Origin of the sequence: Shewanella atlantica (assembly GCF_003966265.1) — a bacterium.
Lineage (GTDB): Bacteria > Pseudomonadota > Gammaproteobacteria > Enterobacterales > Shewanellaceae > Shewanella > Shewanella atlantica.
Window position 1 is genome coordinate 110137 of the sequence record NZ_RXNV01000004.1, and the last position, 14608, is coordinate 124744.

At 45.1% G+C, this 14608-nt stretch carries 14 protein-coding genes; 8 read left to right on the forward strand and 6 right to left on the reverse strand.

Annotation, left to right across the window (positions count from 1 at the left end; genetic code table 11):
- Window positions 1-11: 11 nt before the first annotated feature.
- On the reverse strand, window positions 12-1622 hold the full coding sequence (locus EKG39_RS11755) for a mechanosensitive ion channel family protein (protein ID WP_126505943.1): 1611 nt from the start codon (window positions 1620-1622) through the stop codon (window positions 12-14).
- A gap of 487 nt (window positions 1623-2109) precedes the next feature.
- Between EKG39_RS11755 and EKG39_RS11760 the strand changes: the two genes are divergently transcribed.
- Together EKG39_RS11760 and EKG39_RS23740 are read left to right on the forward strand one after the other, a co-directional pair.
- A complete protein-coding gene (locus tag EKG39_RS11760) occupies window positions 2110-2283 on the forward strand; it encodes a hypothetical protein (protein WP_126505944.1) in 174 nt (57 codons plus the stop codon).
- Between the two features lie 123 nt (window positions 2284-2406).
- Window positions 2407-2541, forward strand: a complete 135-nt coding sequence (locus tag EKG39_RS23740) for a hypothetical protein (protein WP_281276242.1) — start codon at window positions 2407-2409, stop codon at window positions 2539-2541.
- A gap of 83 nt (window positions 2542-2624) precedes the next feature.
- Here EKG39_RS23740 and EKG39_RS11765 read toward each other — a convergent pair whose 3' ends face one another.
- A complete protein-coding gene (locus EKG39_RS11765) occupies window positions 2625-3545 on the reverse strand; it encodes a 1-aminocyclopropane-1-carboxylate deaminase/D-cysteine desulfhydrase (RefSeq protein WP_185817592.1) in 921 nt (306 codons plus the stop codon).
- Between the two features lie 205 nt (window positions 3546-3750).
- On the opposite strand from EKG39_RS11765, the gene EKG39_RS11770 reads away from it, so the two are divergent.
- Window positions 3751-4158: a YccF domain-containing protein gene (locus tag EKG39_RS11770; protein WP_126505946.1), complete on the forward strand. Its 408-nt coding sequence runs from the start codon at window positions 3751-3753 to the stop codon at window positions 4156-4158.
- 57 nt (window positions 4159-4215) lie between these two features.
- On the opposite strand, the gene EKG39_RS11775 is transcribed toward EKG39_RS11770, so the two are convergent.
- Window positions 4216-4923 (reverse strand): substrate-binding periplasmic protein, encoded by a 708-nt coding sequence (locus EKG39_RS11775; protein ID WP_126506101.1) that lies wholly within the window; start codon window positions 4921-4923, stop codon window positions 4216-4218.
- 238 nt (window positions 4924-5161) lie between these two features.
- Here EKG39_RS11775 and EKG39_RS11780 point away from each other — a divergent pair, with 238 nt between their 5' ends.
- Window positions 5162-5389: a PGPGW domain-containing protein gene (locus tag EKG39_RS11780; protein WP_126505947.1), complete on the forward strand. Its 228-nt coding sequence runs from the start codon at window positions 5162-5164 to the stop codon at window positions 5387-5389.
- Between the two features lie 230 nt (window positions 5390-5619).
- Complete coding sequence (locus EKG39_RS11785; protein WP_126505948.1) at window positions 5620-6612, forward strand: cytochrome-c peroxidase; 993 nt, start codon at window positions 5620-5622, stop codon at window positions 6610-6612.
- A gap of 110 nt (window positions 6613-6722) precedes the next feature.
- Here the strand turns inward: EKG39_RS11785 and EKG39_RS11790 are convergent, their stop codons facing one another.
- Window positions 6723-7079 (reverse strand): DUF6508 domain-containing protein, encoded by a 357-nt coding sequence (locus tag EKG39_RS11790; protein WP_126505949.1) that lies wholly within the window; start codon window positions 7077-7079, stop codon window positions 6723-6725.
- Window positions 7080-7529: 450 nt separating this feature from the next.
- The gene (locus EKG39_RS11795) at window positions 7530-8423 is read right to left on the reverse strand and encodes a LysR family transcriptional regulator (protein ID WP_126506102.1); all 894 of its coding nucleotides are present in this window, start codon (window positions 8421-8423) and stop codon (window positions 7530-7532) included.
- 356 nt (window positions 8424-8779) lie between these two features.
- Here EKG39_RS11795 and hppD point away from each other — a divergent pair, with 356 nt between their 5' ends.
- The 3 genes from hppD to ggt all read left to right on the forward strand — a co-directional run bounded on the left by hppD (window position 8780) and on the right by ggt (window position 12657).
- On the forward strand, window positions 8780-9820 hold the full coding sequence (hppD, locus tag EKG39_RS11800; protein ID WP_126505950.1) for a 4-hydroxyphenylpyruvate dioxygenase: 1041 nt from the start codon (window positions 8780-8782) through the stop codon (window positions 9818-9820).
- A gap of 116 nt (window positions 9821-9936) precedes the next feature.
- The gene (locus EKG39_RS11805; protein WP_126505951.1) at window positions 9937-10554 is read left to right on the forward strand and encodes a LysE family translocator; all 618 of its coding nucleotides are present in this window, start codon (window positions 9937-9939) and stop codon (window positions 10552-10554) included.
- A 354-nt stretch (window positions 10555-10908) separates the two neighbouring features.
- Window positions 10909-12657 (forward strand): gamma-glutamyltransferase, encoded by a 1749-nt coding sequence (gene ggt, locus EKG39_RS11810; protein WP_126505952.1) that lies wholly within the window; start codon window positions 10909-10911, stop codon window positions 12655-12657.
- A gap of 86 nt (window positions 12658-12743) precedes the next feature.
- On the opposite strand, the gene EKG39_RS11815 is transcribed toward ggt, so the two are convergent.
- Window positions 12744-14318 carry a methyl-accepting chemotaxis protein gene (locus EKG39_RS11815; RefSeq protein WP_126505953.1) on the reverse strand — a complete coding sequence of 525 codons (1575 nt, stop codon included), beginning with the start codon at window positions 14316-14318 and terminating at the stop codon, window positions 12744-12746.
- Between the last annotated feature and the right edge of the window lie 290 nt (window positions 14319-14608).

Genomic DNA, 14608 nt, shown 5'->3' on the forward strand with positions numbered 1-14608 from the left:
GATAGCTCAAACTACTTTGGTAACATGGTCGGCGCAACCGGAATAATCTGGGAGCCATGCTCAGCGACGATGTCCATGATGCCGAGATGCAACTCCTCTGCGATAACCTGATAACTGGGAAAACTCGTCGTGCCCACGTAGGCAAAAATATTCACCTGCAGCCCATGTAATCCAAAACCTTGAAACGTCACCCTTAATGGGCTCTCATCTACCTGAGCGTGTTGCTCCAGCATCAGTTTTATATCGTATATAATACTTTTCAGCTGCTCCGAAGAGGTGGCGTAATCTAGTCTGATGTCAGCTTTAAAGCGGATTTTTTCACGCTCAGAGATATTCTCAATCTCCATCTCAGCAAGCTTGGCATTGGGTACATGTATTAAGGTTCTATCCAAGGTTCTTATCTGCGTACACCTCAAGCCAATCTCTTCTACGGTGCCGTTTATCGCACCAAAACGGCACAGATTTCCCACCTTGATGGGAGCGGCAGAATAAAGAGTAATGGTACCGATAAAGTTTTCAATAGATTGCTTCGACGCCAAAGCAATGGCAACCCCACCGATGCCCATACCCGCCATAATTGCACTTGCATTAAACCCCAGGTGCTCTAACCATATTAAGCCGGCTAATGCGATAAACATAACTCGAGTGAAATTTGTCAAAGGCCTGAGCAGCGAGACTCCCTGTTGATTGTCTTTGGCTATCCAACGCTGCTTTAACCCCGCTTGAAGGATCCCCAAAGAACTCCAGACCAACCAACAAGCAGAGATAAAAAGTAAAAAACCGGTATCAATCATATCCAATGCCATCGCAGAGATACTGCTATGGGCTATCCAGGCCCGATCTAATATGACCGCCAAAAAGAAACGTAAGGGGCCGGCAACGATGTAGGCAAGTTCAGTTTTTAAGCCTACTCGAGTTCGAAGCAGTAATATCTTCACAAACCAGGTGATCGGAATGACAATAATAAAAGCCGCCAAAAGGTAGATAACTAATAGTACCCACTCCCAGAGGTTTATCTTAAACAGCCTCCCCTCAGGTAACTTGTCAATCAGCCATTCAACCACAGGTCCATAACCTAATTGATTATAAAGTTGAGGAATTTTAGCCACGGTTGCATTGGATACCTTCCAGAGTGACCCCTGTTTACCTGGCACCCTCTGTAACAGGAGTGAGACTTCACCACCGTCAACTTGTATACGACCAAACGCATCCCTGTAAGCGGGCAGCATGTCATTATCTAAACCACGAGGTGAGTCGTTTATCTGATCCAGGTCGACCCAAACATTGCGATCGATAATAGCCTGTAGTTTGGACGCATATTCAGCCCCACTCTCCGCCGTCATCCCCTCAGGCAGGTATCGCAGGTCCAGGTATTTTGCAGCAAGTTCAAAATCCTGTTCATAGGCTGCTTGGCTAAAACCTTCAAGTGTTCCTCTGGGGGTGTCTCTTCTTAGTTTATCTTTATATTCATAGAGGCGGTGCACTGGTAGCTCGGGGGCTGCCTCTTCAATTTTAGGCTCACCTTGCAGGTTTATCATGCTTGGATTGACGGCTGCTATGGCCGATGGGAAGAGATGAGAAACGAGAATAAGCAGCAAAGATGCAAATAACCTTAAATCCATAAGACCTGCCCACAGAAACCAAAAGACTCATAAATTCTAACACTTATAACAATAAGTGACAGTTTTTGTAACTTAATAACCCTACTGGCGGCAAATCGCACTATCCAATTGAAATACAGGTTGACAAGGCCTTTATTGCCGATATAATAGTCAGCGATTTTGAGATACCCTTGTAATTTTCTTTTGTTAGTCCGACTCCTCTCGTCACAGCCTCACAAAATACATTAATACACCCGGTTCAACATCTACTAGCTCGTCATTTTACTGTCATAAATTTATGATTTACTTTGACTCGATCCAGCATATCTAATTCGCATTTGTTACAAACGTTAACATTTGCAAATAATATAAATGCTTGATTAAGCCGTTAAAGATGAGTAGTCTCGAAACACACATAACACTCATCTTTCGCAAAAAATGCTAAGGATATTTTATAGTTAAATACAAGCTGCAAAGGTTTGCAGTAATAAAAAAAGGAATATGACATATGTCGTACAATATAAATGGTCATGAGATCACAGTAAATTTCCCGGTAGACTCTATCTCTGTAAATAAGTCTTCTATCGCTTTCACCGATAGCCAAGGGAAAAACAGACAAACTTTTTCTAAACGCACAGAAGCGTTATCGTTTATGAAATGGCTTCTATCTGGCAACAAATAAGCCATATGATTAATGGATGATTAGCAGAGTTCACTAATAGAAAAATAATCTGTTTGCAGTACAAAATGTAATAACATCAGTAAAAATAATGCCAATCGATACACTACCTCTCACTGGTATCGAATGACCCAATCTTCCACCGGAAGCCGGGAACAGATAGGACTGACATCATTAAGTCAGCTATCAGGCAGTAAAGTAACACCTACCTTTGGTTCAGGCTGTATCAATTTCACAGATACCCGCCTGACCAAACGGTAAAAACCTCAATGATTTATTCTATCTCCTCAACCTTCTGACTTAACCTTCTGGCTTCGATATAAGCTCACCCGACAGATGTTAAATTAATCGCCATACTTGCGTTGATACCGAGGCAACATACTGACATTGCCCAGTAGCCCCCCCTGATGAAGATACATGACAGGTGTTTTATCAGCAGTTGTGTTCAGATAGTGCTCTAATGCCAACCAGCCTAAAGGATCATAGAGAAGCTCAAATTCGATGCCTGTATTACAGACCCGTTGCCACATCTCATAAAACTCCCGATACAACTTACCAAAATGGTATTTTTTAGGCATGACAACAATCTCAGGGTGATATATAACATCATCGCTCAGCTCTTCAAATTGAAGCTTCAGATAGTCATCTCCTCCGACTGCCGCGCAAGTTAACACCCGAATAGTGACCCCCTGCTCCACAAAATACTTATTGAGAAATAACGCGGTTGTACCTGTACCGGAGGGAAGAAACACAATGAGAGATAAGAGACCCTGCTCCTTAAACCACTCACAGATCTCCCCGGCAAGTTTAGACACACCAAATTCGGCATAACCGCATCTTCCTCCCTCGGGAACAAACACCGCCATTTTTTCTTCCGGCAATACTCTCTCTTCGATATAGGTAAGGGTATCTCGCCCCTCTCTATCATCTAACTCGCTCAGGTCTATGATGTTTGCGCCATTTTGACAAGCCCTGGCATAGTTGCCCTCTTGCTGTGTTTTTATATGAGAAGCGATATGGTCGACATAAAAATCCAGCTGCCACCCTCTCAACTTAGCGAGCGCGGACATCGAATAGAGAGAGTTAGCCTGAGCAGAGCCATACCCGATAACCTTTTGGACACCCGGGAACTCATGCTCGAGAAAATAGGCGAATTTGCGGGCCTTGTTACCGGAAAACTCAGGGTGCAGTAGATCGTCCCGCTTAACAAAAACTTCTCTGCCAAACATCTCGATAGAATCTACGGGGGTATGGGATAATTTCATCATTCTGGAAACCTAAACTATTGAACTGGCAAGTTTATCACTGTAACTCTATCGAGCAAAACCACTAAAAGCTGGTATTTTTCACTATCCTACAAGTTTAAAAAAATTAAAACTGTATAAATTTCATAGCGATAGCTAATTGGCACGTTTTTAGCTTGTTAACTGTATAGCGCATTCTTTCTTTTGCCCTTATGAGGAGTTTTTAATGGCAGTATTACGTTTAATCTTTAACATTGCATGGTTTGTTCTTGGTGGGTTTGTTATGGGGTTAGCCTGGTGGATCGCTGGCTTACTCTGTTATATCAGTATTATCGGCATTCCATTTGGGCGAGCCTGTTTTGTCATAGGTGAAATGACCTTCTGGCCATTCGGACAAGATCATATGAGTAGAAGAAGCCTGACAGGCAGTGAGGATATAGGTACAGGCGCATTTGGTACCCTGGGCAATATAGTCTGGTTTTTACTGTTTGGGATCTGGCTTGCAATAGGTCACATAACCCACGCGCTGGCATGCTTCGTTACTATTATCGGGATCCCATTTGGTATTCAGCACCTGAAATTAGCGATTTTAAGCTTAACCCCTATTGGGCAGACGGTCGTCACTAAAGCATAACCACCAGTTAAATGCGCCGAATTAACGATAATTCGGCGTTTTACTATGTGGAGATACCTATTTAATACCAGCTTGCACATCTGACATATATTCATCCAAAATCGATGCCGCATCAATTTTCGATAAACCAACATTAAACATATCTCGCCAGTAATGGCCTTCAGGTGTATTTTTAAACGCGATAAGCATCTGTTTATCTTCGAGGGTCTTCTTGTTTATCTGTAACTTTCCCGCAAGCGACTTCAACTGTTTTTGAGATAACAGGTAACTAAATACGTGCAGATCGATGACCGCAGCATCGATGCGAGCCGTTGCCACCTTCTTAACATTATGTTCGTCAGAATTGACAAGTTCTACCCTTTGGGTGCCCTGCTTAATCATGCCATCGAGCTCAGCAGTGTTTGTATACTCTCTCACGACACCTAACCGATACTGATTAAGATCTGTGAAACTGGACCAGCTGATAGGATGCAAGCGCTGCTCGACTAAACCTAGAGGACTAGTCCCTAAAGAGTCTGAAAATATAAATTCATCTGTTGGATAACTGTAAGCGGGCAGGTATCCGACATACTTAGAATCGGGTCGATTAACTAGCCTTATCGCTCTACTCCAGGGAAAAAAGCCAACAACGAGTTCATGTCCTACAGCCCGGATTGCCGCACGGGTAATAGCAATAGTCGCTCCCTGCTCTTTTAAAGTACTGCCTGAGTAGGGAGGCCAGTGAAGAGAGGTAAGGTGAAGGGTATCAGCCTTGGCTCCGGGCACACATGAACTTCCTGCGAACAGCAGAAGCTGAAACAGAATTCCAAAAATAACTATGTTTTTGCGCACACCGACTAACACCTTGGTACCACTGATGCCTAACGCCCCTTAGAAAGAGTACTCCTACTCATTATAGCCACAATATCAGGCGGACAAGTTATGCTTTGTTACAATTGTTGACTGGTCGATTCAGGTCTAATAATGAGAGAGTATCAGCCAGGAACATAGCTCTGGAGTCCCGATGTTACGTAAAGCACTGATCACAATCGTCGGAGGTGTACTCACCTTAACGGGCGCATCCCTGTTAATTTTACCCGGGCCAGCCTGGCTACTGTTGCCCGTTGGTTTAGCCATCTTAAGTCTGGAATACCCCTGGGCTAAGGTGTGGCTGCGTAAGAGTCAACGCCAACTCAACGCCTCGGCCACCTGGCTGGATAGAAAAATCCTATTAAGAAAAATGAAGTCTTAATCTGTAGCCCCTTCATTCTCAGCATGAGTCACACAAATGCCAATCTTTAGAGGTTGAACGCCCAACCTGCCTTAGAATGGCAAACCGAACCGAGACGCGCTTCACGAAAACTCAATCCAAATCAACGATAGTCCCTATCGAAACAAAGCGTTATCTAAACTCCTCTCAGATTAATAAGATATCCACATTAAATAACCACATAAAAAACAAGTCTTAATGTGAGGTCTCAAATGAAACTAGTCTCTCCCCTTTCTCTTGCTATTCTGGCAGCCATGAGTGCAGCCCCTGCCGTAGCAAAAGAGCCGATCGAAATTATCCAACCAGCAAAGATCACGGCACCAGAAAAAGTTGAATTGGGTAAGATGTTGTTCTTCGAACCAAGACTCTCAAAATCAGGTTTTATCTCCTGCAACTCATGCCATAACCTGTCCCTTGGTGGTGTGGATGCGCTTCCAACCTCAATTGGACACAACTGGCAAGAGGGACCGATTAACTCTCCTACGGTCCTGAATGCTGAATACGGTCTGGCACAATTTTGGGACGGACGTGCAAAAGATCTCAAAGAACAGGCTGGCGGGCCGATCGCGAATCCTGGAGAGATGGGCTACACCCATGAACTTGCCGTCTCAACGGTAAATTCCATGCCAGCCTATCGAGCAAAGTTTGCTGCCATTTATGGTAAGAATTCGGTCAACATTGACAATATTACCGATGCCATAGCCGAGTTTGAAAAAACATTGGTTACACCGAACAGTCCTTTCGATCTCTACCTTCAGGGAGAGCAGACTGCGATAACAGCTGAAGCGAAAGCAGGTTACCAGTTATTTAAAAACAAGGGCTGTACCAGCTGTCACAATGGACCCGCGGTTGGTGGCACCATGTATATGAAGATGGGACTCGTGAAGCCATTCCACACTGAAAATCCGGCAGAGGGGCGTATCGCAGTAACAGGAAAAGAGGCAGATAAATATGTCTTTAAAGTGCCTACCCTGCGTAATATCGAATTAACTTACCCATATTTTCACGACGGTGCGACCTGGACCTTAGAGGAAGCGGTTAACACCATGGCCGATATTCAGCTTGGACAGCAATTATCTGAGAAAGAGACTGTTGAGATGGTAGCATTTCTTAAGTCGCTTACCGGAGAGCAGCCACAGATAGTGCTACCGATACTGCCACCATCGAATGCGAATACGCCTAAGCCCGTCCCATTTGGTAACTAATATTTGATAAATACCCCATAGCATCATAAGAAGCCTATCGGCTTATAGCTATTGTGAACAAAATAAAACGCCAGCAATATGCTGGCGTTTTATCTGTATAAATTGAATTATTAACCCACCAGCTTGAATGGGAAGCTATTAAAGCGCTCAATAATCGCGAGTAGTACTCCCCGACGGCGCATATTATCCAACACTCCCGGGCTAAAACGCTCTAATCTAGTCATGGCAGTTAGCAATAACTTACACTCATGTAGCGTCGCATCAGCAATATACTCAGGCCTGTCAACTAAATGGCTATTATGATACCAATCGTCCCACTGGAACTCACTCAATAGCATTGAGCTTTTGGCAAGATCGTCTGTGAACTCCTGAATTCGACAAACTGAAATGGGCCTCTCTCCGCATGCTAAATCATTAACGTATTTAGCATAAAGACTCGAAGTATGTTTCAAGAATATATGGGTCATCTAACACCTCCAACAATCTCGGAATGCTCAGTGTTATGTAATAACTATCGGCATTTTCACAACACTCTGTAGTGTTTAAACAGATGCTGCATATGCCGTACCACTCATCCGAGTTTTTAAACTTATATCTATTATATCGACTCTAAACTGTACTCAGACTTAACGGTATGACATAGGGATAAAGGTGATGAGTGAATAAAATCACAAGTATACAATTACTTAAATAGATTCCTCGACTAGAACGAAGACTGACTTGATGGAAAACAAACAAATTTAAACACGCTGACCACTATCCAACTGATTAATGCCAGCTGGCCCCCATTCTCACTTTGCCATGAAAATTGCGATAAACCGCGATTCGCGAAAAATCGATAACGCATCGCTTAGCCTTATATCGCTCGCTTAGTGATGATGCATAGTGGCGATGAATTAGTGGTGAGCAATCTGTGGTTACAGATTGGCGTTTCCGAACTCCTCGAGAATAAGTTGGGTAAATAACCTCCCGGCTTTACCCAGTGGACGCTCCATCGTCGACACTAACTGCGGCGTAAAGCTGTATCGGCTACCGCCTTGAAAATCTACCTCAACCAGTTCTCCACGATTCAACTCTTCATGAATAAGAAAATCAGGCATCCAACCAAATCCCAGTCCCATCTCCAGCGCATTTTTTTTCATGATAAAGCCTGAAAGGTAGAAGACTTTATCACCACCAAACTGGAGGTCATCTCGATAATTGATCTCGGGAGATGAGTCTTCAATCGTCAACTCGACATATCGTTGCAGATCGAACAGTGACACGCTTTTTTCGCCCGCGAGGGGATGGTCTTCGCTGACCACTAATATACTCTTAATGTCAGGAAGAGGTTGAGGACGATAATTAGGCCCGGTCCGATAGTCTTTCACTAGCATAAGGTCGGCATTGTCTCGTTCAAACCTGGCTTGAACACCGCCTAAAAATTCCATGTTTAGTTGGATCTTGGTTGGGATCTGATGCGCTGCCATACGTTTCAGGGCTTTCATTATCGGCTCCATAGGGAGAGCACCATCAACGACTAGCTCAAGTTTAGGTTCCCACCCCTCACTGAACCTGCTTGCTAAATGTTCAATATTTGCAAGGTTTTGCAGTAACTTTTGCCCCTCGGCAAGGATGACCTTCCCCTCTGGTGTTAATTCTGCCCGGTACTGATCACGACAAAATAGGTTTACACCTAAGTGCTGCTCGAGTTTTTTCACCTGATAACTCACCGCAGATTGAGCCTTGTGCAAACGCTCTGCAGCCTTAGAGAAACTGCCCTCTTCGACCAACACCTCCAGCAATTTAAATGCATCCACATCGACCCGCATACTCACCTCACTCGTGTAAACCTTGCAATACAATCTAAAATTCTGATTGAGTTAAAGGAATTATTATTCTTTTTTTTGCTGGATTGAGCAACTAAATTGATAGATGTGTCACAAATTAATTAAAACTGCCAAGTCCATCCAAGCAGTTAACCTCCGGGCAGTTAACCAGAGTAGTTAATTTGTAAAACTGAAATATTAAGCATCTGTTGAGGTGCATGAAACCACTACTGGCTCCATGGGTGATAACCGCCTAAGTCGAGCATCAATGAATATACCAATTGGTATTAGACTTAGCACCACCCGCAAGTCATCAAAGAATGACGGCGAGTAGAAATAAATTTAACGAGGACAAGACAATGGCGAGCGAACAAAATCCACTGGGTTTATTGGGCATAGAATTTACAGAATTTGCCACCCCAGATCTTGATTTCATGCATCAAGTTTTTATTGATTTCGGTTTTTCTAAACTAAAGAAAAGTAAAACTAAAGATATTAGTTATTATAAGCAGAACGACATTAACTTTTTGCTGAACAGTGAAGTTCGCGGCTTTTCTGCCGAGTTTGCCAAGAGTCACGGCCCTGCGATCTGTTCTATGGGCTGGCGTGTTGAAGATGCTCAATTTGCTTTCGAAGGTGCAGTCGCACGCGGCGCTAAACCCGCAGCTGACGAAATTAAAGATCACCCCTACCCGGCTATTTACGGTATCGGCGACAGCCTGATCTATTTTATCGACGTGTTCGGCGATGAAGATAATATCTACCAGAAGGATTTTGTCGACCTTGAAGAGCCTGTGATCACGCAAGAGAAAGGCTTTATCGAAGTCGATCATCTGACCAACAATGTTTACAAGGGGACAATGGAGCATTGGGCCAACTTCTACAAAGATATCTTTGGTTTCACAGAAGTGCGCTACTTTGATATTAAAGGAGCCCAAACAGCCTTAGTCTCTTATGCACTTCGCTCTCCCGATGGCAGTTTCTGTATTCCAATTAATGAAGGGAAAGGCAGTGACAAGAATCAGATCGATGAATATCTCAGAGAGTATGATGGACCAGGCGTTCAGCACCTGGCATTCAGAAGTCGGGATATTGTCGCATCACTCGATGCGATGGAAGGTTCATCGATTAAAACCTTAGATATTATCCCTGAGTATTACGACACCATCTTCGAAAAACTGCCACAGGTGACAGAAGACAGAGAGAAAATTAAACATCATCAGATCTTAGTCGATGGCGACGAAGAGGGTTACCTGTTACAGATCTTCACTAAAAATCTGTTCGGTCCTATCTTTATCGAGATCATTCAACGTAAGAATAATCTGGGGTTCGGCGAGGGTAACTTTACCGCCCTGTTCCAATCTATCGAGCGAGATCAACAGCGCCGCGGTGTACTTTAATCGTTTAAACTTGGTTAACAAAAAGTAAAACCAGCCAACTTGGCTGGTTTTTTGTTTTCACACCACAAATATTTATCTACACTGAGCCACCGAAACAATAGACAGTTATCATACCCATGCCAGATTACGCTCTACTCGCCGCTTTTATCCCTACCTTCTTCTTCGTTTCCATCACACCGGGAATGTGTATGACCCTCGCCATGACTCTGGGCATGAGTATCGGCATCAAACGAACCTTTTGGATGATGATAGGAGAGCTTGTTGGGGTCGCGCTAGTGGCCGTTCTGGCTGTCATGGGCGTGGCCAGTATCATGCTCAACTATCCGCAACTCTTTGAGGTGTTAAAGTGGGTGGGTGGACTCTATCTGGGCTATATCGGCATACAGATGTGGCGTGCTAAAGGCAAGATGGCCAAGCTCGATAATCAGTCTGGCAACATCAGCAACGGCGCACTCATTTCTCAAGGCTTCATCACCGCCATCGCCAACCCCAAAGGGTGGGCGTTCATGATCTCTCTCCTGCCCCCCTTCATTAATGTCGATAAGGCACTGGCTCCACAATTCATCGCCCTGTTGAGTGTGATCATGTTTACCGAGTTTGTCAGCATGACGGCCTACGCCACCGGCGGAAAGAGCCTTAAAGTGTTCCTCACTAAAGGCGACAATATCAAATGGATGAACCGTATAGCTGGTTCACTCATGGTCGGTGTGGGCTTGTGGTTAGCGCTAGGTTAATTTTTACTTTGTAAGGCTCAAGACACAGCAAAGAAAGCCATGGATTAGGCACTTTGCAAAGAATAAGCTCGCAATGATGGCTATATAATGCAACCCGGCATTTGACTATTAAACCCCGTGTCTACTTTCTCGGGGTCATATCACTCTTATCACTTATCACTTATCACTTATCACTTATCACTTATCACTTATCACTTATCTTAACCAATCAGACCTTCTCGTCAGCAAGCTCAACTCGTAACACTTAATTTATCAAACCGTTCTTCCTCTTTGGTCGACTTGATTTTTTCATTTTTTCACGTCACATTGCACTGATAACTAATCAAAAATCAAAAAAACTAAAAGGGATCACTCATGCGCCCGTTAAAGACCCTATTCGTCGCCATGTCTATAGCCGTACCTCTGTTCAGTGTATCTGCAATACTGCATGTGCCATCGATACAAGCGGCTGAACCTTCAATCTATAGCCATATGGCCACGGCTCAACCTATATGGGCCGAACATGGCATGGTCTCCAGCCAGGAAGCCCTGGCGACGCGCGCTGGAGTAGAGATATTAAAACAGGGAGGCAACGCCGTAGATGCGGCCGTTGCCGTTGGATTTAGCCTTGCGGTAACCTTGCCCAGAGCCGGAAATCTTGGTGGCGGGGGCTTTATGATGGTACATCTTGCCGAGGCCAACAAAACTATCGCCATCGACTATCGGGAAATGGCGCCCGCTAAGGCTCACAAAGACATTTTTCTCGATGATAACGGCGACCCCGATCCGCGTTTAAGCCGGGAACATGGTTTGGCCGTAGGTGTACCGGGAACCGTTATGGGAATGGAGCTGGCTTTACAAAAATATGGCACCATGACAATGAAGCAGGTGACGGCCGCGGCAATTAAAATGGCCAAAGAGGGCATAGAAGTAACCCCCGACCTATCGACCTCGCTTATAGGTCTGAAGAAGCGCATCGCACAATGGCCTAGCTCTGCAAAGATCTTTTATAAAGCCGGCGGAAGTAACTATAGAGTCAAGGAGACGCTCAAGCAGCCTGAGTTGGCTCACTCTCTCAGCCTTATCGCCGCACATGGCAGTAACGGGTTTTATCAAGGCGAAACTGCACAGAAGATTGTTTCTGCAATACAAGAGGTCGGCGGGATTATGACTCTCGAGGACCTGAAAAACTATCGGGTTGTAGAGCGTAAGCCGGTGCAAGGCGATTACCGGGGATATCAGGTGGTCTCTATGCCTCCCCCTTCATCGGGTGGTATACACATCATAGAAATGCTCAATATGTTAGAGCCGTTTCCTATCGATAAACTGGGCCACAACACCGCGGCCACACTTCATCTGATGACAGAATCGATGAAACGCGCCTATGCCGATCGCAGTGAATACCTTGGCGACCCAGATTTTTACAACGTACCGGTTGAGGCGCTCATCAACAAAGATTACGCTAAGAAACTGGCCAGCCAAATCAAAACAAATAAGGCAACCCCCAGTAGTGATATAAAACCTGGTAACCTAGCTCCCTATGAGAGTGACCAAACCACCCATTACTCCGTTGTCGACCAATGGGGCAATGCGGTTTCCAACACCTATACCCTGAATTTCAGTTACGGTTCCGGCCTTGTCGCAAAAGGGACGGGCATACTGCTCAATAATGAGATGGATGACTTCTCGGCTAAACCAGGTACCCCAAATGGTTACGGACTGGTGGGGGGGGAAGCCAACGCGGTCGAAGGAAATAAACGCCCACTGAGCTCCATGAGTCCGACCATAGTGATGAAGGATGGTAAGCCGTTTATCGTCACAGGCAGCCCCGGAGGCTCACGGATAATCACTACCACGATGCAAGTCATCATGAATGTTATCGATCATGATCTGAATATCGCCGAGGCCACCGCTGCTCCGCGGGTTCACCACCAATGGCTACCCGATCTCCTCAGAGTCGAACAGAGTCTCAATAGAGACACCATAGAACTCCTGGAAGCAAAAGGGCACAAGATAAAAGTCAACAATGCCATAGGTTCTACCCAATCTATTATGGTCACAGAGCAGGGTATTTTCGGGGCATCGGACCCCAGACGTGCCGGCAGCGAAACCGCTGGTTACTAACTTAAGGTATTAACACGTAAAAAAATGGGGGAAGCGTAATGCTTCCCCCATAAAAATTCTTCTTAACAGCGGTTCAGTCTCTACCCTTAATAGTTTCTCTGCACGCTTTGGCGCCAAAACTGTTTAGATAAATTATGAGTCTTAGCCGACAACCTCGACACTTGTTGGCCACGCTCTGTCGCATCTTGTGTCTGTTCCAGACTTTCCAGGGCCAACTCATTTATCACCTGAATAGAGTGGCTGATATCGTTCGCAACAGTTGTTTGTTGTGACATGGCAGAAGCATTTTCATCACTCATCACATTCATCTTACCTATCGATGAGCGTAACCCCTCAAAAGACTCATCGACCTGCTGTGCCAGTCCTACGGACTGCTCCGCCTTACGTTGGCCGGACTCCATGGTTTGAGTGGCTTTTAGCGTACTCTCGCGGAATTTACTCACTATTGTTTCGATATGAGAAGTCGACTCGCTCGTGCGACTCGAAAGTTGACGTACTTCATCTGCCACAACAGCAAACCCACGACCCGACTCCCCTGCTCGAGCGGCCTCGATAGCGGCGTTCAAGGCAAGTAAATTGGTTTGTTCGGCAATGCCACGAATGACCTCGAGTACGTTATTGATATCCTGGCTATCTTGCTCGATAGAAGCCACAACGGTGGAGAAATTGCCGACTTCATCGTTTAATTGATTGATCGCTTCAATCACCATCTCCATCCGCTCATGCCCCTCCTCGGCCGAACGATAACTGGTCGTCATCTCTTCGGCTGCACTGTGGATATTACTGCTCACTTCGGCAAAGCTGGCGCTCATCTCCTCCATGGCAGTCGCGGCTTGGCTGGTCTGCTGACTCTGACTATCGGCCCGCTCGCGGGTATTGGATATCGTATCGTTTAAACTGCCACTCAGCCCCTCGATTGAGCCCGCTGAATCGGCCATACGCCCAACCACCCCACCGGTTTCGGTAATGAGAAACTGCAGGGCAAAACTTATTTTACCTAACTCATCTTGCCTGCCCGCATACACCCCGGTAGCGAGTGGATCATCAATAATATTCACCGCCTTCTCGAGCAAGGCATTAAAAGGAGCAAGAATAAGCTTCAAGCCGATAGCGCCGAAAATAGCGGCCACAATGAAAGCCACAAGGGGCGAGTAACTGGCAAGTACCGCAGTTAACAGCACAGTAAGCAATAAGCAGACAAACAGCTTACCACTAAAGCCCAGTAAACCTTTCCTTAGTGCCTTAGGCTTCTTCCCAGCTTCTAAGTCGGCATAAATACGCGTTGCGCTATTAATTTGTTCGGCGGTAGCCTTTCTTCTGACTGACTGGTACTCGTGAATTTTTCCATCTTCATAGACTGGGGCGACATAGGCATTGACCCAATAATGATCACCGCTCTTGGCGCGGTTCTTTACCACACCTATCCAGGGTTTCCCCTGCTTTATTCTCTCCCACATCGACTTGAATGCAGCTTCAGGCATATCAGGGTGTCGCACCAGATTGTGAGGCTGGCGGTGTAATTCGTCGAAACTGTAACCACTGACACTGGTAAAACCTTCGTTGGCATATTTAATGTTGCCATCGAGATCGGTCGTGGAGAGTAAAATACAGTTATCGGTTAGGGTCTTTTCCTTTTGCGTCACAGGCTGATTATTGCGCATTGATATAATTCTTATAGCTGATGAAGGAATGAGCAGCATTGTTACAAATGTCGATTAGTAAATAATTGATTGTTGTCAATTTAAATGTAGAAAAACAAACTAATTAACACTCACGTACCAGCATTTAAGGTTCAATTTAAATGCATGATATGCATGTGTATTATTTGGATATATCAAAGAAAGGGTTTACACATAATAAATAGTACTGATCGGCATAAAGGCCAATCTTAGCGATGGGTAAGTGCTAAGACTGGCGCAGACCGGAAAAGGGAAAAATATCTATTATCTCA